Annotated in this window: 22 protein-coding genes; 2 read left to right on the top strand and 20 right to left on the bottom strand. The window is 40.5% G+C overall.

Annotated elements, in window-relative coordinates:
• The 20 genes from AB5Y61_RS09160 to AB5Y61_RS09255 form a co-directional block, all read right to left on the bottom strand.
• A partial coding sequence (locus AB5Y61_RS09160) for a DegV family protein (protein ID WP_368403923.1) occupies nucleotides 1–528 on the bottom strand: 528 nt, incomplete at its 3' end.
• Nucleotides 529–531: 3 nt separating this feature from the next.
• Entirely contained in the window at nucleotides 532–906 is a 375-nt protein-coding gene (locus tag AB5Y61_RS09165) for a DUF1149 family protein (RefSeq protein WP_009731099.1), read from the bottom strand.
• A gap of 224 nt (nucleotides 907–1,130) precedes the next feature.
• Nucleotides 1,131–1,571 (bottom strand): hypothetical protein, encoded by a 441-nt coding sequence (locus tag AB5Y61_RS09170; RefSeq protein WP_439145121.1) that lies wholly within the window; start codon nucleotides 1,569–1,571, stop codon nucleotides 1,131–1,133.
• A 101-nt stretch (nucleotides 1,572–1,672) separates the two neighbouring features.
• On the bottom strand, nucleotides 1,673–2,752 hold the full coding sequence (locus tag AB5Y61_RS09175; protein WP_368403924.1) for a hypothetical protein: 1,080 nt from the start codon (nucleotides 2,750–2,752) through the stop codon (nucleotides 1,673–1,675).
• Between the two features lie 57 nt (nucleotides 2,753–2,809).
• Entirely contained in the window at nucleotides 2,810–3,247 is a 438-nt protein-coding gene (locus AB5Y61_RS09180; RefSeq protein WP_368403925.1) for a hypothetical protein, read from the bottom strand.
• Between the two features lie 275 nt (nucleotides 3,248–3,522).
• A complete protein-coding gene (locus AB5Y61_RS09185) occupies nucleotides 3,523–5,493 on the bottom strand; it encodes a fructose-specific PTS transporter subunit EIIC (RefSeq protein ID WP_368403926.1) in 1,971 nt (656 codons plus the stop codon).
• Nucleotides 5,490–6,401: a 1-phosphofructokinase gene (pfkB, locus tag AB5Y61_RS09190; protein ID WP_368403927.1), complete on the bottom strand. Its 912-nt coding sequence runs from the start codon at nucleotides 6,399–6,401 to the stop codon at nucleotides 5,490–5,492. The genes AB5Y61_RS09185 and pfkB overlap by 4 nt, the downstream gene beginning before the upstream one ends.
• Nucleotides 6,398–7,141, bottom strand: a complete 744-nt coding sequence (locus AB5Y61_RS09195) for a DeoR/GlpR family DNA-binding transcription regulator (protein WP_003001800.1) — start codon at nucleotides 7,139–7,141, stop codon at nucleotides 6,398–6,400. Before AB5Y61_RS09195 ends, pfkB begins: the two co-directional genes overlap by 4 nt.
• Before the next feature lie 228 nt (nucleotides 7,142–7,369).
• Complete coding sequence (locus tag AB5Y61_RS09200; protein ID WP_368403928.1) at nucleotides 7,370–9,691, bottom strand: CAP domain-containing protein; 2,322 nt, start codon at nucleotides 9,689–9,691, stop codon at nucleotides 7,370–7,372.
• A 138-nt stretch (nucleotides 9,692–9,829) separates the two neighbouring features.
• Nucleotides 9,830–10,546, bottom strand: coding sequence for a tRNA (guanosine(37)-N1)-methyltransferase TrmD (gene trmD, locus AB5Y61_RS09205; protein ID WP_368403929.1), 717 nt, complete (start codon nucleotides 10,544–10,546; stop codon nucleotides 9,830–9,832).
• Entirely contained in the window at nucleotides 10,536–11,054 is a 519-nt protein-coding gene (gene rimM, locus AB5Y61_RS09210) for a ribosome maturation factor RimM (protein ID WP_014713408.1), read from the bottom strand. Before rimM ends, trmD begins: the two co-directional genes overlap by 11 nt.
• A gap of 53 nt (nucleotides 11,055–11,107) precedes the next feature.
• The gene (locus tag AB5Y61_RS09215; protein WP_368403930.1) at nucleotides 11,108–11,440 is read right to left on the bottom strand and encodes a MazG nucleotide pyrophosphohydrolase domain-containing protein; all 333 of its coding nucleotides are present in this window, start codon (nucleotides 11,438–11,440) and stop codon (nucleotides 11,108–11,110) included.
• A 42-nt stretch (nucleotides 11,441–11,482) separates the two neighbouring features.
• Nucleotides 11,483–11,722 carry an RNA-binding protein KphA gene (kphA, locus tag AB5Y61_RS09220; protein ID WP_003001620.1) on the bottom strand — a complete coding sequence of 80 codons (240 nt, stop codon included), beginning with the start codon at nucleotides 11,720–11,722 and terminating at the stop codon, nucleotides 11,483–11,485.
• A 19-nt stretch (nucleotides 11,723–11,741) separates the two neighbouring features.
• Nucleotides 11,742–12,014 carry a 30S ribosomal protein S16 gene (rpsP, locus tag AB5Y61_RS09225; RefSeq protein ID WP_006596292.1) on the bottom strand — a complete coding sequence of 91 codons (273 nt, stop codon included), beginning with the start codon at nucleotides 12,012–12,014 and terminating at the stop codon, nucleotides 11,742–11,744.
• A 123-nt stretch (nucleotides 12,015–12,137) separates the two neighbouring features.
• Nucleotides 12,138–12,827, bottom strand: a complete 690-nt coding sequence (locus AB5Y61_RS09230; protein ID WP_368403931.1) for a YjjG family noncanonical pyrimidine nucleotidase — start codon at nucleotides 12,825–12,827, stop codon at nucleotides 12,138–12,140.
• Nucleotides 12,828–12,907: 80 nt separating this feature from the next.
• Entirely contained in the window at nucleotides 12,908–13,894 is a 987-nt protein-coding gene (locus AB5Y61_RS09235) for a hypothetical protein (RefSeq protein ID WP_368403932.1), read from the bottom strand.
• A 162-nt stretch (nucleotides 13,895–14,056) separates the two neighbouring features.
• Nucleotides 14,057–14,551, bottom strand: coding sequence for a YkgJ family cysteine cluster protein (locus AB5Y61_RS09240; RefSeq protein WP_368403933.1), 495 nt, complete (start codon nucleotides 14,549–14,551; stop codon nucleotides 14,057–14,059).
• A 311-nt stretch (nucleotides 14,552–14,862) separates the two neighbouring features.
• On the bottom strand, nucleotides 14,863–15,507 hold the full coding sequence (locus tag AB5Y61_RS09245) for a hypothetical protein (protein ID WP_368403934.1): 645 nt from the start codon (nucleotides 15,505–15,507) through the stop codon (nucleotides 14,863–14,865).
• Between the two features lie 155 nt (nucleotides 15,508–15,662).
• Nucleotides 15,663–17,489 (bottom strand): translation elongation factor 4, encoded by a 1,827-nt coding sequence (gene lepA, locus AB5Y61_RS09250; RefSeq protein ID WP_009731117.1) that lies wholly within the window; start codon nucleotides 17,487–17,489, stop codon nucleotides 15,663–15,665.
• Nucleotides 17,490–17,555: 66 nt separating this feature from the next.
• Nucleotides 17,556–17,993, bottom strand: coding sequence for a GNAT family N-acetyltransferase (locus AB5Y61_RS09255; protein WP_368403935.1), 438 nt, complete (start codon nucleotides 17,991–17,993; stop codon nucleotides 17,556–17,558).
• Between the two features lie 195 nt (nucleotides 17,994–18,188).
• On the opposite strand from AB5Y61_RS09255, the gene AB5Y61_RS09260 reads away from it, so the two are divergent.
• Together AB5Y61_RS09260 and AB5Y61_RS09265 are read left to right on the top strand one after the other, a co-directional pair.
• Nucleotides 18,189–18,944 carry a LexA family transcriptional regulator gene (locus tag AB5Y61_RS09260; RefSeq protein WP_049514511.1) on the top strand — a complete coding sequence of 252 codons (756 nt, stop codon included), beginning with the start codon at nucleotides 18,189–18,191 and terminating at the stop codon, nucleotides 18,942–18,944.
• Nucleotides 18,941–19,762 (top strand): Cof-type HAD-IIB family hydrolase, encoded by an 822-nt coding sequence (locus AB5Y61_RS09265; RefSeq protein WP_368403936.1) that lies wholly within the window; start codon nucleotides 18,941–18,943, stop codon nucleotides 19,760–19,762. The genes AB5Y61_RS09260 and AB5Y61_RS09265 overlap by 4 nt, the downstream gene beginning before the upstream one ends.

The following is a 19,762-nucleotide window of genomic DNA, read 5'->3' on the forward strand; positions in this document are numbered from 1 at the left end:
GCCATTTGACAGGCGTCCCCCCTTGACCAAGTGATTCAAATCATCGACCATAATATAGGCAGTGGTCCCATCAATCTGGTGTTGGACATTGGCCACAATCTCATCAAACAAACGACCTTCACCAGCCCATTTCAAGCAATCTTCTACCATCATTCCTAATGGAGCACTAGTGATTTTTGAGTCAGGAAATTCGACGGTCAAGCCTTCAAATTCGTCCTTCAAATATTGGATATTTTGGTAGAATCCAGAGATGCCTGATGACAAGAAGAGACCAAGAGCATGCGTATAACCTTTAGCTGTTAAACCAGATAAGAGTTCTTCTAACGCTGCCACATTCGGTTGGCTAGTCTTTGGTAATTCCTTAGACGCAGCCATCTTTTGGTAAAACTCGTCGTGTGTCAGATTCTTCCCTTCTACATAGGATTCTCCATCGATATAGATCGGAATGTCTAAAATAAATAAGTCGTCGTGATGGAGAAGGTGCTGCGGTAAATAGGCAGACGAATCCGTAATCACTGCTAATTTCATTGATTAAAACTCCAAATTAATACCCGGTAAATCGAGGGCAATTTCTGTAACTTCATAAGTCAAACGGTTGAGCATATCCAAGCAAGGACGAGCCAATTCTTCCACTTCATCTTTGCTGAATTCGCTTGGTTCATTGACATAACGACCAAACAAGTGGTTAATTTGAGTGATAGTTCCACTGATCACAAAACCGTCAAATACAATCATGTAGCTCAAAATCACAATCAAAGACGTTGTGTTTTGTTGTTGATCACGATTGATTAATTGAAAGTTTACATCTACTTTTGTTTCGGGAATGCCATTTTCTTTTTCCCACTCAAAATTACGAGCGTCATAGTGGTATTGGCTGACAAATTCTTTTTCACGTTGAATATCCATTTTTATTCTCCTAAAAATATGCGTTATGCTTATTATACCATAATTCGGCTCAAGATACCAATGTAGAATGAGGTGAATTTTTCGCTAGTACAAGTAGAAAAGGCCAGTGAAGTTTGGCCTTTCTTTAGACAGAGGATAACGAATTCTGATCAATTCTTCGCTTGTTTGGCTTATTATCCTTTTGTCATGCTCGAAAAAACAAGATAAAGGCTTTTGAATGACGATTAGTCATATAAAAACCACCCACCATCTCTTAAAATTCTTATGGGTTGCATTTCATAAATAACCAGTTCCTCAGGAACTTCATTAGAATCTCGTTTTAGAGGAATCCCTATTGTAAATTTAGTATCCTTATTATTATTGATTCTACCGTCCAATGTTAACATATACCCGCCACCTTGAGGAGTTCCGTTTCCTATTTCACCAACTTCCATACTATCCCAATCAAACTGGACACTATTAACTTTCGGGCTCATCGATTTTACAAAATCAGTCATATCTTTTTCGTGTTCCTTTAAATAAGCTAGTTGCTTCTCTCTAGCGCTAAGTTGCTTACTTGGTTGAGTGTCTTTTGAAAAGATGTTTTGTTTTTGACTAGCGATAATCACACCTCCTGCTATTACAGAGGCAATAGCTAAAAGAATGACCAGTTTCCCTTTTTTCACGATCCGTCCTCCTTGAAAAGGAAAAGTTATAATAATTGTTTCGAATATGAATAGATTGCAACTTCATTACTAGATGATATTTATGTTAGAAAAGAAAATAACTAGTTTTGCTCCACTAACACCCTACGTTGCTTGTTCAGCTCATTATCTTTCTCCACATCATAATATCTATCAAACTCATCCTTGGTATTTACTTGATGAACCTGTTCATCTTTACTCAATTCTGCTGGAATCGTGATTCCTTCATAGAGATTCGTATTAGCGGGAACGAAGAGTTGGTACAGCTCAATAAACTGTTGGACATTACCGTAAACTCTATCATAATTCAATTTAGCATCAAGCAGAATATATAATTGAGAATTCTTTTTACGGAGTAATTGGTAGGCTTGTGGATCAGATTTTTCTAGAACACTTCTCTTTAAATTATTAGGGAAGAATGTTAGTTGATTCTGATATAAGTCATCGTATATGTTAGTGGTTCTTAATACTTCCGTAGTTTTTTTTAGAGTAATTTTTAATTGGCCTAAATCAACAGAAGGTGTTTCAGGTTCTCTTTGTTCTTTTGAATCCTCCCACTCAATTTTCTTCGTTTCGAGATTTAGCCAAAGTTGTCTAGTCCCTGAATTCCTCGAATCTAATTTATATACTTTTATCGGTAAATAATCTTTACCATTAATTTCTTCAATACCACCTGTATTTTCTGGGACATAATTCGGATTATAGTTTTCCACTAACTTATAAAGATTTACACGACTTCCTTCTAACTTTTGATCTTTGATTCGATAAATAGATAGAGAAAAATAAACATGTGGGTCTTCTTTAGGTAACTTTTGTGTCCATCTATAGGTTGAATTATGGAAATAGGTACGAACTATATAACGCTTATTAGATGCTCCATGAGCTCCTAATAGATTTTCTTCTTCTTCTGGATGGTACTTGGCAAATAACTTGTCTTCCTCAGGAGTCAGTGACTTCCAATGAACTGCAACACCCTTACCATCCTCCAAAAATTGATAGGAATCGATTTCCCATTTACCAGTGTAGTAATCGTAATTCTCATATTTCTCACGTTCTTGCTTAGCTTTCACTTGTTGTTGGTGGTGTTGATAGGTAAAAAGTCCAAAAACAGCGACTGCAATAGCTAGAACTAACGAAGCAGCAATAATTATTTTCTTTTTCATTTATCTTTTTTCCATTTCTATTATAAATCTAATAAATTGCTAAAAATTTTTAAAAGGCTACTCGTCAAAAAGTTTTCCTTCTACACGAAGTGGACTACCACTACCAATTCCTTCGATTAAATCTTTCTCGCCGTTTTTACCGTCTTTTAAATAGACCAAAACACTCCAACTTGAATTTTGGATATGGTTAAAGCCTCCAAAGACTCGAAGGACTTGACCGCCACTCTTAGGTGTACCATTCCCTATTTCTTCCCATTGTGTTTCATCCCAAGCAATCTGGACAGATTCAACTTTAGGACTTTGAGATTTCACAAAATCTTCGATTTCTTTCCCGTGCTTCTTTACATCTTCTAACTGTTGATCCTTACGACCGGATTTCTTTGTCGTATGGCTATTAGTAGAAAACAAGTTTGGATATTGAGAACTGATGATTGCTAGTCCTGATAAGGCAATTACTGTTATTCCCAAAATGAGAACTTTCTTCATTTTTCTCATTATTCCTCCAAGAAAAATTGCTTTCTACTATCATATCGAAATCTATAGAGATAAGCAACTTCATCACTAGTTGGTGTTTTTGTGCAACAAAAAAGGGAGTGGGAAAGAACTCTGACGAATTAAAAGAGTTCGTATTCCCACCCCCGCACAGTTGATTAGGTCATCTTTGGAGCTTATAAAGTGAACAAAGATGCCAATCAACCACTGCGTCATATATTTATTTCTATCAGACTTAAAAGGCTGGACAATTTTTGCCCAGCCTCTTTTAGATAGGATTAGTTTTTAGGTTTGCGAAGCAATCCGAACAAGATACCACTTACGACTGCACCGATCAATACGAACACGATGTATAGAAGTGGATTTGATGTAAGGGCGATAACGAAGATTCCTCCGTGAGGAGCCATGAGTTTCAAGCCAGCAAGACCAACAAGGGCACCTGTCAAAGCTGAACCTGCGATGAAGCTTGGGATGGCACGAGCTGGGTCAGCTGCACCGAATGGAATGGCACCTTCTGTGATGAAGGAAAGTCCCATGATAATGTTTGTCAAACCTGAGTTGCGTTCTTCTTCAGTAAATTTGTCTTTGAACAAGACAGTTGCCACGAATACTGCCAATGGAGGAACCATACCAGCTGCCATAACGGCCGCCATAACAGTTGAACCACCACTAGTAAGTGCTGAAGCTGTCAACGTACTTGTACCAAATACATAAGCTGCTTTGTTGACTGGTCCACCCATATCGACAGCCATCATACCACCAACAAGGAGACCAAGAAGAACTGCCGAGCTACCTGACAAGCTAGTCAAGAAGTTGTTCAAAGAGGTATTGATCGCTGACATTGGGATGTTGATGAGGAACATCAAGAATCCTGTCAAACCAACACCAAGCAATGGTAAGAGAAGGATAGAGCGGATACCATCGAGTGAGCGTGGAAGACCTGAAAGGGCTTTGCGAAGTAAGAGAACAACTCCACCTGCAAGGAAACCTCCTACTAAAGCTCCAAGGAAACCTGATGATACAGCTGCAGGCAATTCACCTTTAGCAGCTCCAAAGGCAATGTTACCAAATGCTGTACCTGAGCTAGCAATGGAACCAGCCACAAAACCTGCTACAAAACCTGGTTTTTCAGCGATTGAGAATCCAATGTAACCTGCAAGTACAGGAAGCATGAAGCCAAAGGCTACTCCACCAATTGTTTTAAATTGTGCTGCTAATACATGATAAGAACCAAGACTAGACAATTGATCTTGAGGAACACCAAGAATTTGGTCGATCAAGAAGGCAAGGGCGATCAAGATACCACCACCGATAACGAATGGAAGCATTTGAGAAACCCCACTCATCAAGTGTTTGTAGAAGGCTCCACCTAAGCTCAATTTTTCTTGGCTAGCGCTTGCTTCTGCCGCATTTTCTGCGTGGAAGACATCTGCTTTGCCATCCAAAATGGTTTGGATCAATTCTTCGGTCTGACGGATACCAGCTGCGACTGGTTTAGAGATTAATTTTTTTCCATCGAAACGAGCTGTTTCAACCGCTTTATCTGCCGCAATGATGACCCCCTCAGCTTTTGCGATTTCTTCAGCTGTCAAGCGGTTGCCGACACCTGATGCACCGTTGGTTTCAACGCGGACCGTAACACCCATTTCTTCCCCTTTTTTGATGAGGGCTTCTTCTGCCATGTAAGTGTGGGCGATCCCTGTTGTACATGCTGTAACGGCAACGATGAGCGGTTTGTCAGATGAAGCTGCTTCTTTGACTGCTTCTGCTTTTTTGGCTTCTTCAGCTGCAGCTACTTGCTCTTCCGCATCAAAGGCTGCGATCACTTGCTCAGGTGTGCTTGCTTGGCGAAGTTTATCCGCAAATCCTGGTTTCATCAAGTACTTAGACAATTCAGCAAGGGCTGCCAAGTGAGTGTCGTTTGCGCCTTCTGGAGCTGCAATCATAAAGAACAAGTCTGTTGGTTGACCATCAAGAGATGCGTAATCCACACCCTTGTTTGATTTTGCAAACAAAACCGTTGCTTCTTTGACTGCTTCGTTTTTACTGTGTGGCATGGCAATTCCGTCACCCAAACCAGTTGAAGTTTGTGCTTCACGGTTCATGATACCAGTTTTAAAAGTTTCAAAATCTGTCACCACACCATTGTCAACGAGCGATTGGATCATCTCATTGATCACGCCTTCTTTATCTGTTGCTTGAAGGTCAAACAACATCACGTTTTTATTTAAAACGTCTTGAATTTTCATAGTTTTTCTACCTCTACTTTTTCATAAGTTTCTTTAATATAGTCCGCTGTCGCCAAATCATCTGAGAAGGTGGTCGCTGTGCCACAAGCCACTCCCCATTTGAAGGCTTCGATGACGTCTCCTGTCGTTGCGAGCTTCCCAGTGAAGCCTGCTACCATAGAATCTCCAGCTCCGACTGAATTCTTCACTTGCCCTTTGATTGGTTTTGCGAAGTAAGTACCGCTTGGACTGACAAGGAGAGCACCATCCCCGGCCATGGAAATAATGACGTTTTGTGCTCCTTTGGCCAAGATTTCCTTGGCATAGCGTTCGATTTCTGGCAATTCCGTCAAGGTCACGCCAAAAATAGCTCCCAACTCATGGTTGTTTGGTTTGACCAATTGCGGATTAAACTCCAAAGAATCAATCAAAGTTTGCCCTTCAAAGTCGCAAACGACTTGTGCACCTGTCGCACGAGTTGCTGCTATCAATTCTTTGTAAACGGCATTTCCAAGTGAAGATGGGGCAGATCCTGCAAAGACTACCACATCATCTGCTGTTAAGCTTGATAGGATGCTGAGCAATTCGTGCAACTGCGCTTCCGTTACTTCTGGGCCGTTCCCATTGATTTCTGTTTCCTCATCGGCTTTGATCTTGACATTGATCCGTGTATCTTGGTCCACTGTCACAAAGTTGGTTGAAATGGCTTCACTAGTCAGTACATCTTCAATGAAGCGTCCTGTGAAACCACCGATAAACCCTGTCGCAGTGTTCTCAATATCGAGCCGCTTCAAGACACGACTGACATTGATTCCCTTACCACCGGCAAATTTATCTTCCGAAGCCATCCGATTGACCGCTCCTGTCTCTACATGATCGAGACGGACAATATAGTCAATGGCAGGATTCAGTGTTACTGTATAAATCAAACCTCTATAACCTCCGTTTTTTCTTTTAAAACCTTTAATCGTTGCGGTTCACATTGATTGGTGATAATCATGGCTCGCTTGATCGGAGCCACTTTGACAAAGGATGTCACTCCAATTTTTGAATCATCCGCTAGGATATAGGTTTTTTTTGCATTTTCGATAATCGCACGCTTGACAGATCCTTCTTCCAGGTCTGGAGTGCTGTAAAATTCATCATCGATTCCATTCATTCCAAGAAAGGCCTTGTCAAAATTCAACTGACCGATTTGATTGAGCGCAATCCCTCCGATACTAGCATCTGTAGAAGATTTTACCTTTCCACCGATGATGACCGTCGGAACATTTCGCTCGACCAACTTGGTCGCATGGTGAATCGAATTGGTCACCACGGTTACCGTTGGATTGACAATTTCTTGTACCAAGAGTTCATTGGTCGTTCCGGCATCGATAAAGATGACATCATGATCTTTGATCAATTCCGCTGCTTTTACAGCGATCTTTGACTTAACTTGAATGTTTTTGATAGATTTTTCTTTATTACTTTCTTCCTCTTGAAGAAAATGCAGGCTTTCCGCACCGCCGTGAACCCGGCGGAGTTTGCTTTCAGCTTCTAATTCATCCAAGTCACGCCGAACGGTTGATTCAGACGTTCCCAGCTCTTGCACAAGGGTTTCCAAGGAAACAAACTTTTCCTTTAATACCTTTTCGAGGATAAATTGTTTTCGTTCAGACTTGAGCATTACTCCTCCTTTTGCAATCGATTACAAAAACCATTATACTCTTTCTTCAAAAAATGTCAATAATTTTTTATCATTTTCTGTCACTTTCTTTCAAAAATTTCAAAAGTGTATAAAAAAAGCAGGAAAGAACTCATTTTGTTAAAAGAGTTCTTGTCCCACCCTCATAAATTTCCTTTAAAGATTTTAAGCAATAAAGTGTCTATGCATCCACTCTATTCTCAGTATGTCTTAATCATTATTTGAAGATTGTTTCTTTTTCTTGAAACCAAACAATCCAGCAAGTAGCCCAACGACTACACCTGTTGTTGCTGCTGCATATTTGGAAGAATCTGCACTTGCCACAGCTTGGCTGTTTTCTTTTTTGGGTTTGATTTCTTCTACTTTGGCTTCTTGTTTTGGAGCTGGAGTAGCTTTTGGTGCTTGCACTTGCGGACTATTGGTACTTGTTGGAAGAACTGCTGGTCTATCCGAAAAAGTGGTTGGATTGCTTGAACGGATATCCATTGGCATATCTGCTGCTTCTAAAATAGCTGGATCCATTCGTGACGCAAGATCTTCATATTGAGAATTCAACAGTTCCACGACACTTTGATAAGATTGAAGAGTTGTGAATTCGGCTTCTAATTTTTCTTTTTTATTTTCTAAATTAGCCACCGCAGCTGATAAAACTGATTGGGCTTTGACCAATAATTCTGGAGCATTTTTAAAGTCAGAAAGACGTTTTTCAGCAGCAACCAAGCGTTCTTGCGCCGCCTTCAAGTCCTCATGCGCTTCTTGAACGACTTGGGCTTTTTCTGCTTCTTCTGCTTTTAAAAGATCTAATTTCTCACGCGCAGCTGCTAATAAATCTTTCGCTTTTTGAAGCGCTGCTTCTTTCGGTTGGATAGTTGCGTCAATCCGACCTCGAGATACATCAAGAGTCGCTTTTGCTTTTTCAACTGCATGATCCTTGCTGACAAGAAGAATTTTGTAGTTTTGGATGGTCTTTTGCACATTGGCCATCTCTACTTCTACATTTGAATTGGTATGACGGGCATCTTCTAATTTGCCTTGCAAGATAATGATTTGGGACTCTTGATTGGCCTTGTCCAGCTTGAGGTTAGCGACTTCATCAGATTTTGCTTTCACATCTGATCTTGTCGTTGTAGCACCAGCTCCCTGACGCAATTGGTAAGCAAGTGCATTGGTTGACACTGCTGAGGTAACTGGACTGTGTAAGAAAGCTGCTTCTGACATGGCATTGCTTGGGTCATAAGCCACTGATAAAGCCGTTGCTTTGTTGTCCACCATTTGGAGGTAATGACCAACCTTGGCAAATGCCTCAGCCCCAATCTTCATATAGATGTCATTGGCATCGATTTGTGTTTCGTCTGTCGGTAGACCGTATTGAGCTGCTACTTCTTGGTAAGCCGCTTTTTCATTGTACCAGAAGTCTACTGCACCAGCAGGTGAGAAGCCATAAGCGATATTTTCGTTTGGCAAATACTTAAACATATGCCAGTTAGCCTTTTTGAAGTATTCCAACTGAACTTGACTGGCAGGAAAGGAATAAGGATCCAGCTCCAATTCAGGCAAACCTGCATTGCGACGATAGCTATTAATAGCATCTGCGATTTCAAGGGCTCGAAGATTGGCTTGCAAGGATCCAGATTCTCCAACCGTCAAGCCGTCTTCTTCACGACCACGCTTGTAAAGGGCTAAAGCACTTGCTGCAGCTTCATTGCCATTGTCAGCCAAGTGTTGCAAGTAGCCTTCGTAGGTTGCTTGGCTTAGTTGAACCGGGCTATTAGCCGCTGCTTGTTCCAAGGCTGCCAACTCCGCTTCTTTTGTCGCAATGACCGCCTTTAAGTCTGTGAGTCGCGTTTGGGCGAGTTGAATATCACTCTCAATTTGAGCCACTGTATCAGCCCCATTCTGCTGACTCGCTTGCAAGGTTGCCAGATAATTTTGAGATTCTCGAATACTTTGCTCGACTTGACTTTGCTCCACCAAGGCTTGGTTTAGCACATTCTCATCATTAGAAATCGGCGCTTTTGCTTGGTTCAATTCATTTTGTGCTACATCGACCAAAGATTCCTGAGCAGTAACCTGATTTTCCTGTTGACGAACAGCCTCTACGACTTGGTCATGTGCAACTTCTGCTTCTCGAACCTTATTTTCTTCGATGGTCACATAGGCTTGAGCCACCTTGACATCATTTTCTGCGTTCTGAACTTGTGCATTTGAAGTCGTTGCGATGAGGTTTTCCGCCGCTGTCACTTCAGCTTTCTTTTCTTCCAACTCTTGACCAGCCACCCTAACATCCGTCTGAGCATCGATCACTTTTTGCTCTTGGTAGTGGACATCTTTCACCACTTGCCCTTTTTGAGCTGTAATTTGCTTCAACTCATCGACTGTAATAGGCTTCTCAACCACCTCAGTGCTATTGGTTTCTGGATTTTCATTTTGCTTCACTTCTTCCGCACTAGCCTTATGATGAAACATTCCAGACAGTACCGTTGTCGCCGCAACTCCTGTCGTAAAAACCGATTTTCCTAATTTCTTTCCCATTAAACTCACCCCCAAAACTGAATCATTTTCTTGAAGTTTCTCTACCCCATAGCATACCACATTTTGTTACCAATAACTAGTAGGTTTAAAAAGTTTTTTTCATAAAATTTTGGGGCAAAAGAAAAACAGCTGACGCTGTTAGTCTTCTTGTTTAATTTGTTCCAACATCTTCACTTCTTCTGCTGTCAATTCGTAGTTTTCTAGCAGGTCAGGGCGACGCTCCAAGGTCTTTTTCAAACTCTGATAGAGGCGCCACTGACGGATATTTTCATGATGACCACTCATGAGAACATCTGGAACTGTCATTCCTCTGTATTCATAAGGCCGTGTGTATTGAGGGTATTCTAGAAGTCCAGACGAGAAACTGTCATCCTGGTGACTGGACTCTTTGCCGATCACTTCTGGAATCAAGCGGACTGTCGCATCAATCATGGTCATGGCTGCTAGCTCACCGCCCGTCAGAACATAATCTCCCAGAGAAATCTCATCTGTCACCAAGGTCTTGATCCGCTCGTCATACCCCTCATAGTGGCCACAGATAAAGATCAATTCCTCTTCCTGAGCTAATTCTTCTGCGTAACTTTGATCAAAGGTCCGACCAGCAGGATCCAGCAAAATCACGCGCGGGTTCTTTTTCTCAATGGCATCAAAGGTATCGAAAATCGGCTGAGCGCGTAAGAGCATGCCCTGCCCGCCACCATAAGGTTCATCATCCACATGACGGGCTTTCTCTGCGTTTTCACGGAAATTATGGTAGTTGATCTCGAGAAGTCCCTTTTCACGGGCCTTTCCGACAATCGAGTGCTCCAAAGGAGAAAACATTTCTGGAAAGAGGGTTAAAATATCAATCTTCATCGTCTAACCCTTCTAAGATGTCTACATCCACCCGGTTTCCTGGGATATCGATATTGAGCACCACTGGTGGGATATAAGGCAAGAGAAGGTCGCGTTTGCCTTTGCGTTTGACCACCCAGACATCATTGGCACCTGGTTGCAGGATCTCCTTGATCTGACCGATCAGTTGGTCATTTTCGTAAACATCAAGGCCGATGATCTCATGGTAATAAAACTCGCCATCCTCCAAATCCGTCAAGTCTTCTTCCGCAACCTTGAGGCTAAAGCCTTTGAATTTCTCGATGGCATTGATATGGTACATATCCTTAAACTTGATGATGTCGAAGTTCTTGTGCTTGCGGTGACTGGCAATGGTCACCGTTTGGACAAAACGATCCTTTTCATCAAAGAGAGCTAACTCTGCTCCTTTTTTAAAACGCTCTTCCGCAAAGTCTGTCACAGACAAGACCCGCATCTCTCCTTGTAAGCCTTGGGTATTGACAATTTTCCCAACATTAAAGTAATTCATGATTTCTCCAGTGTAATTTATTCACTCTATTTTATCACGTTCAAGGGATTTTCTCAAATACTCTTTTCTGTTAGAAACTGCTCCAAATCCTTCTCGTGCTGGTATTTGACAGCTGCTGTTTTATCCTTTTCAAAGATGGTTTTAGTGAGGTCGATGTCATTGATAGCTGCGATAGCGACTGTATAGTGAATGATATCAGCCAGTTCTTTGGCCAATTCCTCATTTGAGTCCTGAACCCCTTCTTTTCGTCCAGAACGACCATTTAAGACCTCGGCAACTTCCCCAACCTCTTCGACGAGCTTGATAAACAGACCTTCTTCCGTACGACTGTCTTTGTAATGTTCTTTTAAATAGGCTTGTAATTGCCGAATAGTCACTTCTTTCATAGCTCCTCCTTGTAACAAAAAAACGGGACAGAGTCCCGCCTTTTATTTTTCGTCAATAACGATTCTTACTTTTTTATCTTCAGTTGGGACAGAGTAGACAATCGTTCTTATCGCAGAAATGGTGCGACCTTTTCGACCGATTACACGACCAACATCGCTAGGATCAAGGTCAAGATGGTACTCCAAGAATTCCGGAGTATCTTCGATCTTGATGGTTAAGGCATCCGGTTGTGAAATCAAAGGTTTCACAATTGCAATAATAAGATTTTCAATCGTATCCATACATCAACCTACTTTATGATTATTTTGAGAATTTAGAATCGTGGAATTTCTTCAAGACACCTTCTTTTGAGAGGATGTTGCGAACTGTATCTGAAGGTTGAGCTCCGTCAGCCAACCATGCAAGAACGCGGTCTTCTTTCAAAGTTACTTGGTTTTCTTCAACAAGTGGATTGTAAGTTCCAACTGTTTCGATGAAACGACCATCACGTGGTGAACGTGAATCTGCTACGTTGATACGGTAGTAAGGTTTTTTCTTAGAACCCATACGAGTCAAACGAATTTTAACTGCCATTTTTATAAGTCTCTTTTCTATATTTTAATTTTCGGTGAAATAGACAAGCTATTTAGCACATGATCTATTATAACACATTTCATAGACCTGTCAAGAAAAAAACTTGACAGTGTTTAAAATTTTTTAATTAAGCAGTAAATCGGCGATTTCTTGATAGGTGCTAACTTCATAAGTTGGCACTACTTGGCTGGTATTTTCCTTGTGATCTGGATTATACCAAACGGTAGCAATCCCCGCAGCATTCCCTCCTGCGATATCCGCTGTCAAAGAATCACCGATCATGAGGGTCTCTTCCTTGCTAAACCCTGGAATCAGCTGGCCTACTTTGTCAAAAAATGCAGGTTCTGGTTTCTGAGTATGAAGCTGTTCAGAGATAAAGACCTCTTTAAAATAAGGTGCAATGGTAGAATGAGCTAAGCGTCCTTCTTGAATGGCAGTCACTCCGTTCGTTGCACCATAGAGCTGGTAACCTGCTTTTTCAAGTCGGGCCAGTAAGTCCTCCGCCCCTGGGAAAGATTGCCCTTGAAGACTGATGTAATCTTGGTAGCGAAGAGCCATCTCAGCCCCGTCAACCGTGATCCCAAAGTGGGCAAACCCAATCGCAAACCGACTATCCACGAGTTCTTGTTTGGTGAGCTTCTTTTGTTCCAAATCCTTCCAGAGACCTTGGTTCATAGGTTTGTAGTAATCTTTAAAGGCCTCTACATCTGGAAAATTCATGTCTTCTAACATCTGCGTCAAGGCTGTTTCTTCAGCAGATTCAAAGTCCAACAAAGTATGATCAAGGTCGAAAAGTAGAAATTTATATGTCATTACAGTTCCCCATTATATTCTTTAAAATTTTTGGAATACAGATAAATAATTAAGTTAGTTACATAATTTAATAAAAATTATTAATTATCTCTTGGAATTCCCCATAAATCTTCAAAAAATTCTTCATTTGAATTAATTTCTATTCTCAATTTCTCATTATAAAAAGGTTTAATATTTCCCCTAGATAAATATTTTGATGCAGAACTTCTTTTAGTTAGAACATCTATGTGATCATTGTTTTTTAAACCCAATAATTCAAAGTAATTATTCAAAAATTCTTCCCTAAAATGTCTATTGTTTTTCCTTAAAAAAATTCTTAATTTAGTTGAATTCCTTATAACATAGGTTAACAAACAAACCATCCAAATTTGACTCGGTAATATCTTTTTTAATTGAAAATAATCCTTCAATGCTTTGGTCATTTTATATCCTTTTTGCCACTCAGTCTCGTTTTCAGAGGCATAAGGGAAAAATTCCCAAAGAGCAACTGGTGTAACCTCATCCTTATTAAAAATCATATTATAATGAGAATTTCTTAAATCATTATGATCCTTCATATTTGCATAGAACAACCCTTGACTGCCAAAATAGTAATCATTTTTTAGAATACTCCTTGTGTTGTCAAATGGTCTATTATATACTGATGCATCTAATCCATAAGGGGGATGCTCAACAGACATTTTAGGATTAATTCCAAGAATTATAACCTTAGGATTAATAAAATTACCATCAAACGCCTGTTCATAATCTTTAAATCTAGATTGTATTATTTCTTTAGAATTAGAATCTTTTTCTAACAATTCTTCTATATTCTCTATCAATAATTCACCTAAGATATTACAATCAGATTGCGCTAAAGAATTAAAATAATATTTATCCTTTGTATAGCCAGCAGTCTTCCAAGGATTTGAACATTCTATTTCAAACCTTAAATTTTCGTTGAAGGATTTATTATCTTTAAGAATTTCATCAAAAATTTTTAGATATGTATCATAATAATATTTCGCTTTATTGTAATCAGGATCACTAATTTTAAATATATGATTATACTTATCTTTCAGATTCATTTAACTTCCTTTTCCATTATTGAACAATTTTTAAAAATCTATATCTAATAAAATTCTAATTAGTTATATTATTGATCATATTGAATTATAAAAATTAATTCTACAAAATAGAAATTAATTATCTCTCAAAAATTTTTTCAAAAAACAATTACAAACATACAATTACAAACGATCTTTCAATTTTTCTACAAATAAATAAGCAGCTGGGCAAGTGAGCGTATTTTTGATGGTCAGATGGTTGATCTGATAGATCTTCTTGCGATCTGTGTGAGGGAACTCTCGACAAGCTTTCGGACGAACTTCGTAGATGGAACAGAGATTGTCGCCACCAAGGAAGGGGCAAGGCATGGATTTAAAAACCTTGTCGCCATCTTCATCCACTTGAAGAAATTCTGCCTCAAAAGCAGGAAGTTTCATCTTGAAATACTTAGCGATCCGCGTGATATCCGCTTCCTTAAAATCAGGCCCCAAGGTCTTACAGCAATTAGCACAAGCGGTACAATCAATTTCTTGGAACACTTCATCGTGGATTTCTTGCGCTAGTTTATCCAAATTCTTAGGTGGCTTCTTCTTAAGATTCGCCAATACCTTACGGTGCTCCTTTTGCTTTTGGAGAGCTAACTGATGGTATTTTTCAATATCAATTTCCTGTGTCATCCTCTATTTCCTCTTCTAAACAATAGAAAGATTATACCATAAAGGATGTAAAAAAGGGAGTGGGACAGAACTCCGAGAAATTTAAAGAGGTTGAAAAGGTTCCCCAAACCTTTTCAATCTTCCCACCCCCGCATAGCTCCAACAGTCTGGGAGACTGTTGGAGGTTGCAGACAAAGGAAACTTCGTTTCCCTCACTAGGCTATCTTTGGAGCTTAAAAAGCGAACAAAGATACCAATCAACCACTGCGTCATACTGTTATTCTTATCAAACATCGAAGCCTCTGGATAGTCTAAGCCAAACTTCCTCTTCATCAATCCGTCACGGCACCTGTACCATCCAGGCTCCAGGTATCTTCGATATATGGGATAAAGGTTTTCAAGGTTTCTGCTTCCCCTTCAAAAGAAATGGTATATACTTTATCACCCTTCTGGAAGATCCAGGTAATCAGGTATTGACCAGATTTCATGACAATTTGGAGCTGGTAGGCATCCAGTCCTGCGACTTTAGTCCGCGCTCCCGTCATCTTCCCAACATCCTGGTTATCTTGCCACATAACGGCCAGTTTCTTGGCTAAAAATTCTGCATTAAACTCGATATCCGCAGGAACTTTGGCTTTTTCTTTGGTAAAACTGTTCAGGGTAACAATATTATAACCACTTCCATCAGTATATTGGACAGCCTCAACCCCACTAAGGTCCGTAAACTTGATCCATTTACTTGGAATATTGATGTATCCATAATCTGCATTTCCAATCCGCTTGGTTTCTTGGTTGGTAGTACTTTTCTTTGTAGAAGCAGTATCCTTTGATGAAGAACTGCTTGTTTTCTTTTCGACTTTGCTGCTACTTTCTTTAATAGAAGAAGCAGCCGTATCTTTTTTAGTGGTGTGACTACAAGCCATTAGTGTGTAGGCAGAGAGAATCGTAAGGGATGCGACTAGTAATTTGTATTTCATGCTTAACCTCCTTGAGAACGTTTTCTTTCCTCTAGTCTACCATGAATGAGGGTATTTTAAAATAGGAAAAGTGTTACATCTGATACAATATCTCTAATCCAGTTCATTTCTTTTAAACCTAAAACAAAAGCGCCCTCTAGGGGGCACTTTCTTTCTTATTCTTCATCCATTGACAGAACTGACAAGAAGGCTTCCTGTGGTACTTCTACCGAACCGATGGCTTTCATCCGTTTCTTACCGGCTTTTTGTTTTTCAAGAAGCTTGCGTTTCCGTGAGACGTCCCCACCATAACACTTGGCCAAGACGTTCTTACGAAGAGCCTTGATATCTGTACGGGCCACGATCTTATGACCGATGGCTGCTTGGATGGGCACCTCAAACTGTTGACGAGGGATAATCTTCTTAAGCTTCTCAACGATCAACTTACCACGTTCATAAGCAAAGTCCTTGTGAACGATAAAGCTGAGGGCGTCGACAGTATCGCCATTGAGGAGGATATCCATCTTAACCAATTTAGATGGACGATATTCAGACAACTCATAGTCAAAGCTAGCATAGCCACGAGTAGAGGATTTCAATTTATCAAAGAAATCAAAGACAATTTCCGCCAGTGGGATTTGATAGATGACATTGACCCGATTTTCATCGATGTAGTCCATGGTCACAAAATCTCCACGTTTGCGTTGGGCCAATTCCATGACAGCTCCGACAAACTCTTGTGGCACCATGATTTGCGCTTTGACATAAGGTTCTTCGATCGAAGCGATCTTGGTTGGATCTGGGAACTCAGATGGGTTAGACACATCTAGTGCTTCGCCATCTGTCAAATTAACCTTGTAGATAACAGACGGTGCTGTCATGATCAAGTCAATATTGAACTCACGCTCTAAGCGCTCTTGGATAACGTCCATATGAAGAAGTCCCAAGAAACCACAACGGAAACCAAAACCAAGGGCTTGAGAAGTTTCCGGTTCAAATTGAAGACTAGCGTCATTCAATTGCAATTTTTCCAAGGCTTCACGAAGATCATTGTATTTGTTAGATTCGATTGGGTAAAGACCTGCAAAGACCATTGGGTTCATCTGCTTGTATCCATGTAGTGGCTCACTTGCTGGATTGGTAGCCAAGGTCACAGTATCCCCGACACGAGTATCTGCAACAGTTTTGATAGAGGCCGCAATATAGCCAACGTCTCCAGTTGCAAGGAAATCACGTCCAACCGCTTTAGGAGTAAAGATCCCAACCTCAGTCACATCAAAGGTTTTTCCATTACTCATGAGCTGGATCTTATCGCCTGGTTTGACCATCCCGTTAACAACCCGTACCTGAAGGATTACTCCACGATAGGCATCATAAACGGAGTCAAAGATCAAGGCTTGAAGTGGCGCTTCAACATCACCAGTTGGAGCAGGAACTTTCTCAACGATCTGCTCCAAAATCTCTTCAATCCCGATTCCAGCCTTGGCAGAAGCTAGGACTGCTTCACTGGCATCCAAGCCGATAACATCTTCTACTTCTGTGCGCACACGTTCTGGATCCGCAGCTGGTAGGTCAATTTTGTTAATAACTGGCAGAATCTCCAAATCGTTGTCCAAAGCAAGGTAAACATTGGCTAGAGTCTGGGCTTCAATCCCTTGAGCCGCATCTACTACAAGAATGGCACCCTCACAGGCAGCCAGCGAACGCGAAACCTCATAGGTAAAGTCCACGTGTCCCGGTGTGTCAATCAAGTGGAAGATATAGGTCTCCCCATCTTTAGCTGTGTAGTTCAACTCGATGGCATTGAGCTTGATGGTAATCCCACGTTCCCGTTCCAGGTCCATGCTATCTAAGAGCTGGGCTTGCATCTCCCGACTAGACACAGTTTCGGTTTTTTCTAAAATTCGATCGGCCAAGGTTGACTTTCCGTGGTCAATATGGGCGATGATCGAGAAGTTCCGAATCTTCTCTTGTCGTTTTTTTAATTCTTCAAAATTTGGCATAATCATCTTCCTAGTAAATTTAATCGTACTCTTCATTATAACAAAAAAGATAGGCCTTTGCCTATCTTAATCCATTATTTTTAAAAATCGCTTCTGCGTTTTATTTCCCTCATAGCCTATGCGTTCGTAAAAAATATGGGCTTCTTTTCGATGAGATGCAGAATTTAAACGGATAAAAGCAGAATGCTTGCTTTTGGCAAGTTCTTCAACTCGCTCCATCAATTGGCGACCAATCCCATGTCCTTGAACAGAAGGGAAAACCGCTAGACCTAAAATATTTAGACCGGCGTCACTATAAAGACTTTCATAAACCTCTGCTTCAACATAACCAAGAATATTACCTGTTTGGTCCTCTTCATAAACAAAGCAAAAGTGACCCGAGTCTGGCAGATTGAATTTTTCGATCTGAGCCGCCACTTTCTCAAGGGTAGAATCATACCCCAATGCTTGGTGACATAAATCTCTAATTTGACCTGCATCTTTGACTTGAACAGTACGAATCATACTCCAACCTCCATGAATTATCTGTTTTCATATTAGAACTTTTCCCTCAAAAAGTAAAGGAAATGCAAATAAAATTTCAATCAAAAATCCGATTTATAACGAATTCATCTTTTTTCGCATTTATCAGTGATTTCTATTTACTTTTTCGATTTAATTCATTATAATAGAAAAGGTAAATACAAGGAGGTGAGTACGTTGGCCAGAGGTCGTGGAAAAGCAAGCCCTCAAGACAAAGAGGCATTACGGATTATATCGGAAAAAATCAGAGAATTACTGAAAGAACAAGGGAAAAAACAGATCGAATTATCTCGTATTACTGGAATCCCTGCCAGTACCTTGACTGGATATGTAAAAGGAACTTCTCTTCCCGTTCCTGAAAATTTGGAGAAGATTGCTGCCTTTTTTCAGGTAGCAGTTGCTGAAATTGACCCTCGATTACGAAATGATTTTGTGGTCATTGATTCAGAGATTGAGAGATTGTACAAACAGCTCGATGAGGGAAATCAAGAAAATCTTCTTTCTTATGGAAAAAGTCTCTTGACCCATCAGAAAGAAAGACAGAAAATTGAAAAGCAATACCACTCTTATTCTGTCTATGATTCTTTTGCATCTTATCAAAATCAGAAACAAGCTGATATCGTCTGGTTTGATCAAAAGATCCCTTACGATTTGGCTTTTTGGATTCATACGGATTCCCTAGAGCCCAAATATGAAAAAGGGGCCGTTGTGTTAATCAAGCAAACCTACTACGATCAGGCAGGGGCTATTTATGCCATTGATTTTGATGGGCAAACTTTGATCAAACGTGTCTTTCGTGAGGCCAACGGGGTGCGACTCGTTTCCCTCAATAAGAAATATAGTGATCAGATTATTCCACTAGATGAGGAACCTGGGGTGATTGGAAAAGTGATTGATGGCTTTGTTCCTCTTGATTTGGAGGAGATCAAATGATTCAATTAATCGCGATTGACTTGGACGGAACTCTCTTGCATGAAGATAAGTCACTGTCTAAAGGCAATATCGAAGCTCTTCATAAGGCCCATCAAGCGGGCTATGATATTGTGATCTGTACGGGACGTCCCTTAGCGGGTGTCCGTCCCATCTTTGAAGAGATTGGCCTTCCTGATGGCAACTATTATATGATTATCAATAACGGCTGTACAACTTTGTCTACTAAGAATTGGGAAATCATTGGCAAGGAAGAATTAAGCCTTGAGGACATGCACCGCTTGCATGTTTTAACGAAAGATTCAGACGTCCAGCTGACCTTATTCGACATGGATCATTACCTAGTAGTCGCACCTGAAGCCAGTGAACTGGTTACGATGGATGCCGGCATTGTTAATAGTAAACCGACACCTGTCTCAGAAGAGGATCTACCCAACCTTGTTCCTATTTTTCAAGCTATGTATGTGGGGGATCCTTCTGCTATTGATGTCTTTCAAGCTCAGCACGAGGCTGCATTAGAAGCTGATTTTAACACTGTTCGTTCACAGAATATCCTATTTGAAATCCTTCCTAAAGGTGCGAGCAAGGCATCTGCTTTACAAGCATTAAGCCAAACATTAGGCTACAGTCGAGACCAGGTTATGGCTCTTGGAGATGCCAATAATGATCTTGAAATGCTTCGTTTTGCTGGCTATAGCGTCGCTATGGGAAATGGCAATGCTGCTGTCAAGGAAATAGCTGACTTCATCACCTTGACGAATGATGAGGATGGCGTGGCCCATGCTATTCACAAATTAATTGAAACTGAAAAAGGAGAATGA

The sequence above is a fragment of the Streptococcus parasanguinis genome (assembly GCF_040908565.1).
GTDB lineage: Bacteria > Bacillota > Bacilli > Lactobacillales > Streptococcaceae > Streptococcus > Streptococcus parasanguinis_AC.

What these genes read in the sequence shown, in the direction of transcription:
- AB5Y61_RS09265 (WP_368403936.1), top strand. Translation starts at nt 18,941, where the DNA reads ATGATTCAATTAATCGCGATTGACTTGGACGGAACTCTCTTGCATGAA.
- lepA (WP_009731117.1), bottom strand. Translation starts at nt 17,489, where the DNA reads ATGCCAAATTTTGAAGAATTAAAAAAACGACAAGAGAAGATTCGGAAC.
- AB5Y61_RS09195 (WP_003001800.1), bottom strand. Translation starts at nt 7,141, where the DNA reads ATGCTCAAGTCTGAACGAAAACAATTTATCCTCGAAAAGGTATTAAAG.
- AB5Y61_RS09180 (WP_368403925.1), bottom strand. Translation starts at nt 3,247, where the DNA reads ATGAGAAAAATGAAGAAAGTTCTCATTTTGGGAATAACAGTAATTGCC.
- AB5Y61_RS09230 (WP_368403931.1), bottom strand. Translation starts at nt 12,827, where the DNA reads ATGACATATAAATTTCTACTTTTCGACCTTGATCATACTTTGTTGGAC.
- AB5Y61_RS09245 (WP_368403934.1), bottom strand. Translation starts at nt 15,507, where the DNA reads ATGAAATACAAATTACTAGTCGCATCCCTTACGATTCTCTCTGCCTAC.
- AB5Y61_RS09215 (WP_368403930.1), bottom strand. Translation starts at nt 11,440, where the DNA reads ATGAAAGAAGTGACTATTCGGCAATTACAAGCCTATTTAAAAGAACAT.
- rimM (WP_014713408.1), bottom strand. Translation starts at nt 11,054, where the DNA reads ATGAATTACTTTAATGTTGGGAAAATTGTCAATACCCAAGGCTTACAA.
- trmD (WP_368403929.1), bottom strand. Translation starts at nt 10,546, where the DNA reads ATGAAGATTGATATTTTAACCCTCTTTCCAGAAATGTTTTCTCCTTTG.
- AB5Y61_RS09185 (WP_368403926.1), bottom strand. Translation starts at nt 5,493, where the DNA reads ATGAAAATTCAAGACGTTTTAAATAAAAACGTGATGTTGTTTGACCTT.
- AB5Y61_RS09175 (WP_368403924.1), bottom strand. Translation starts at nt 2,752, where the DNA reads ATGAAAAAGAAAATAATTATTGCTGCTTCGTTAGTTCTAGCTATTGCA.
- AB5Y61_RS09200 (WP_368403928.1), bottom strand. Translation starts at nt 9,691, where the DNA reads ATGGGAAAGAAATTAGGAAAATCGGTTTTTACGACAGGAGTTGCGGCG.
- AB5Y61_RS09235 (WP_368403932.1), bottom strand. Translation starts at nt 13,894, where the DNA reads ATGAATCTGAAAGATAAGTATAATCATATATTTAAAATTAGTGATCCT.
- rpsP (WP_006596292.1), bottom strand. Translation starts at nt 12,014, where the DNA reads ATGGCAGTTAAAATTCGTTTGACTCGTATGGGTTCTAAGAAAAAACCT.
- AB5Y61_RS09165 (WP_009731099.1), bottom strand. Translation starts at nt 906, where the DNA reads ATGGATATTCAACGTGAAAAAGAATTTGTCAGCCAATACCACTATGAC.
- AB5Y61_RS09255 (WP_368403935.1), bottom strand. Translation starts at nt 17,993, where the DNA reads ATGATTCGTACTGTTCAAGTCAAAGATGCAGGTCAAATTAGAGATTTA.
- kphA (WP_003001620.1), bottom strand. Translation starts at nt 11,722, where the DNA reads ATGGATACGATTGAAAATCTTATTATTGCAATTGTGAAACCTTTGATT.
- AB5Y61_RS09240 (WP_368403933.1), bottom strand. Translation starts at nt 14,551, where the DNA reads ATGACACAGGAAATTGATATTGAAAAATACCATCAGTTAGCTCTCCAA.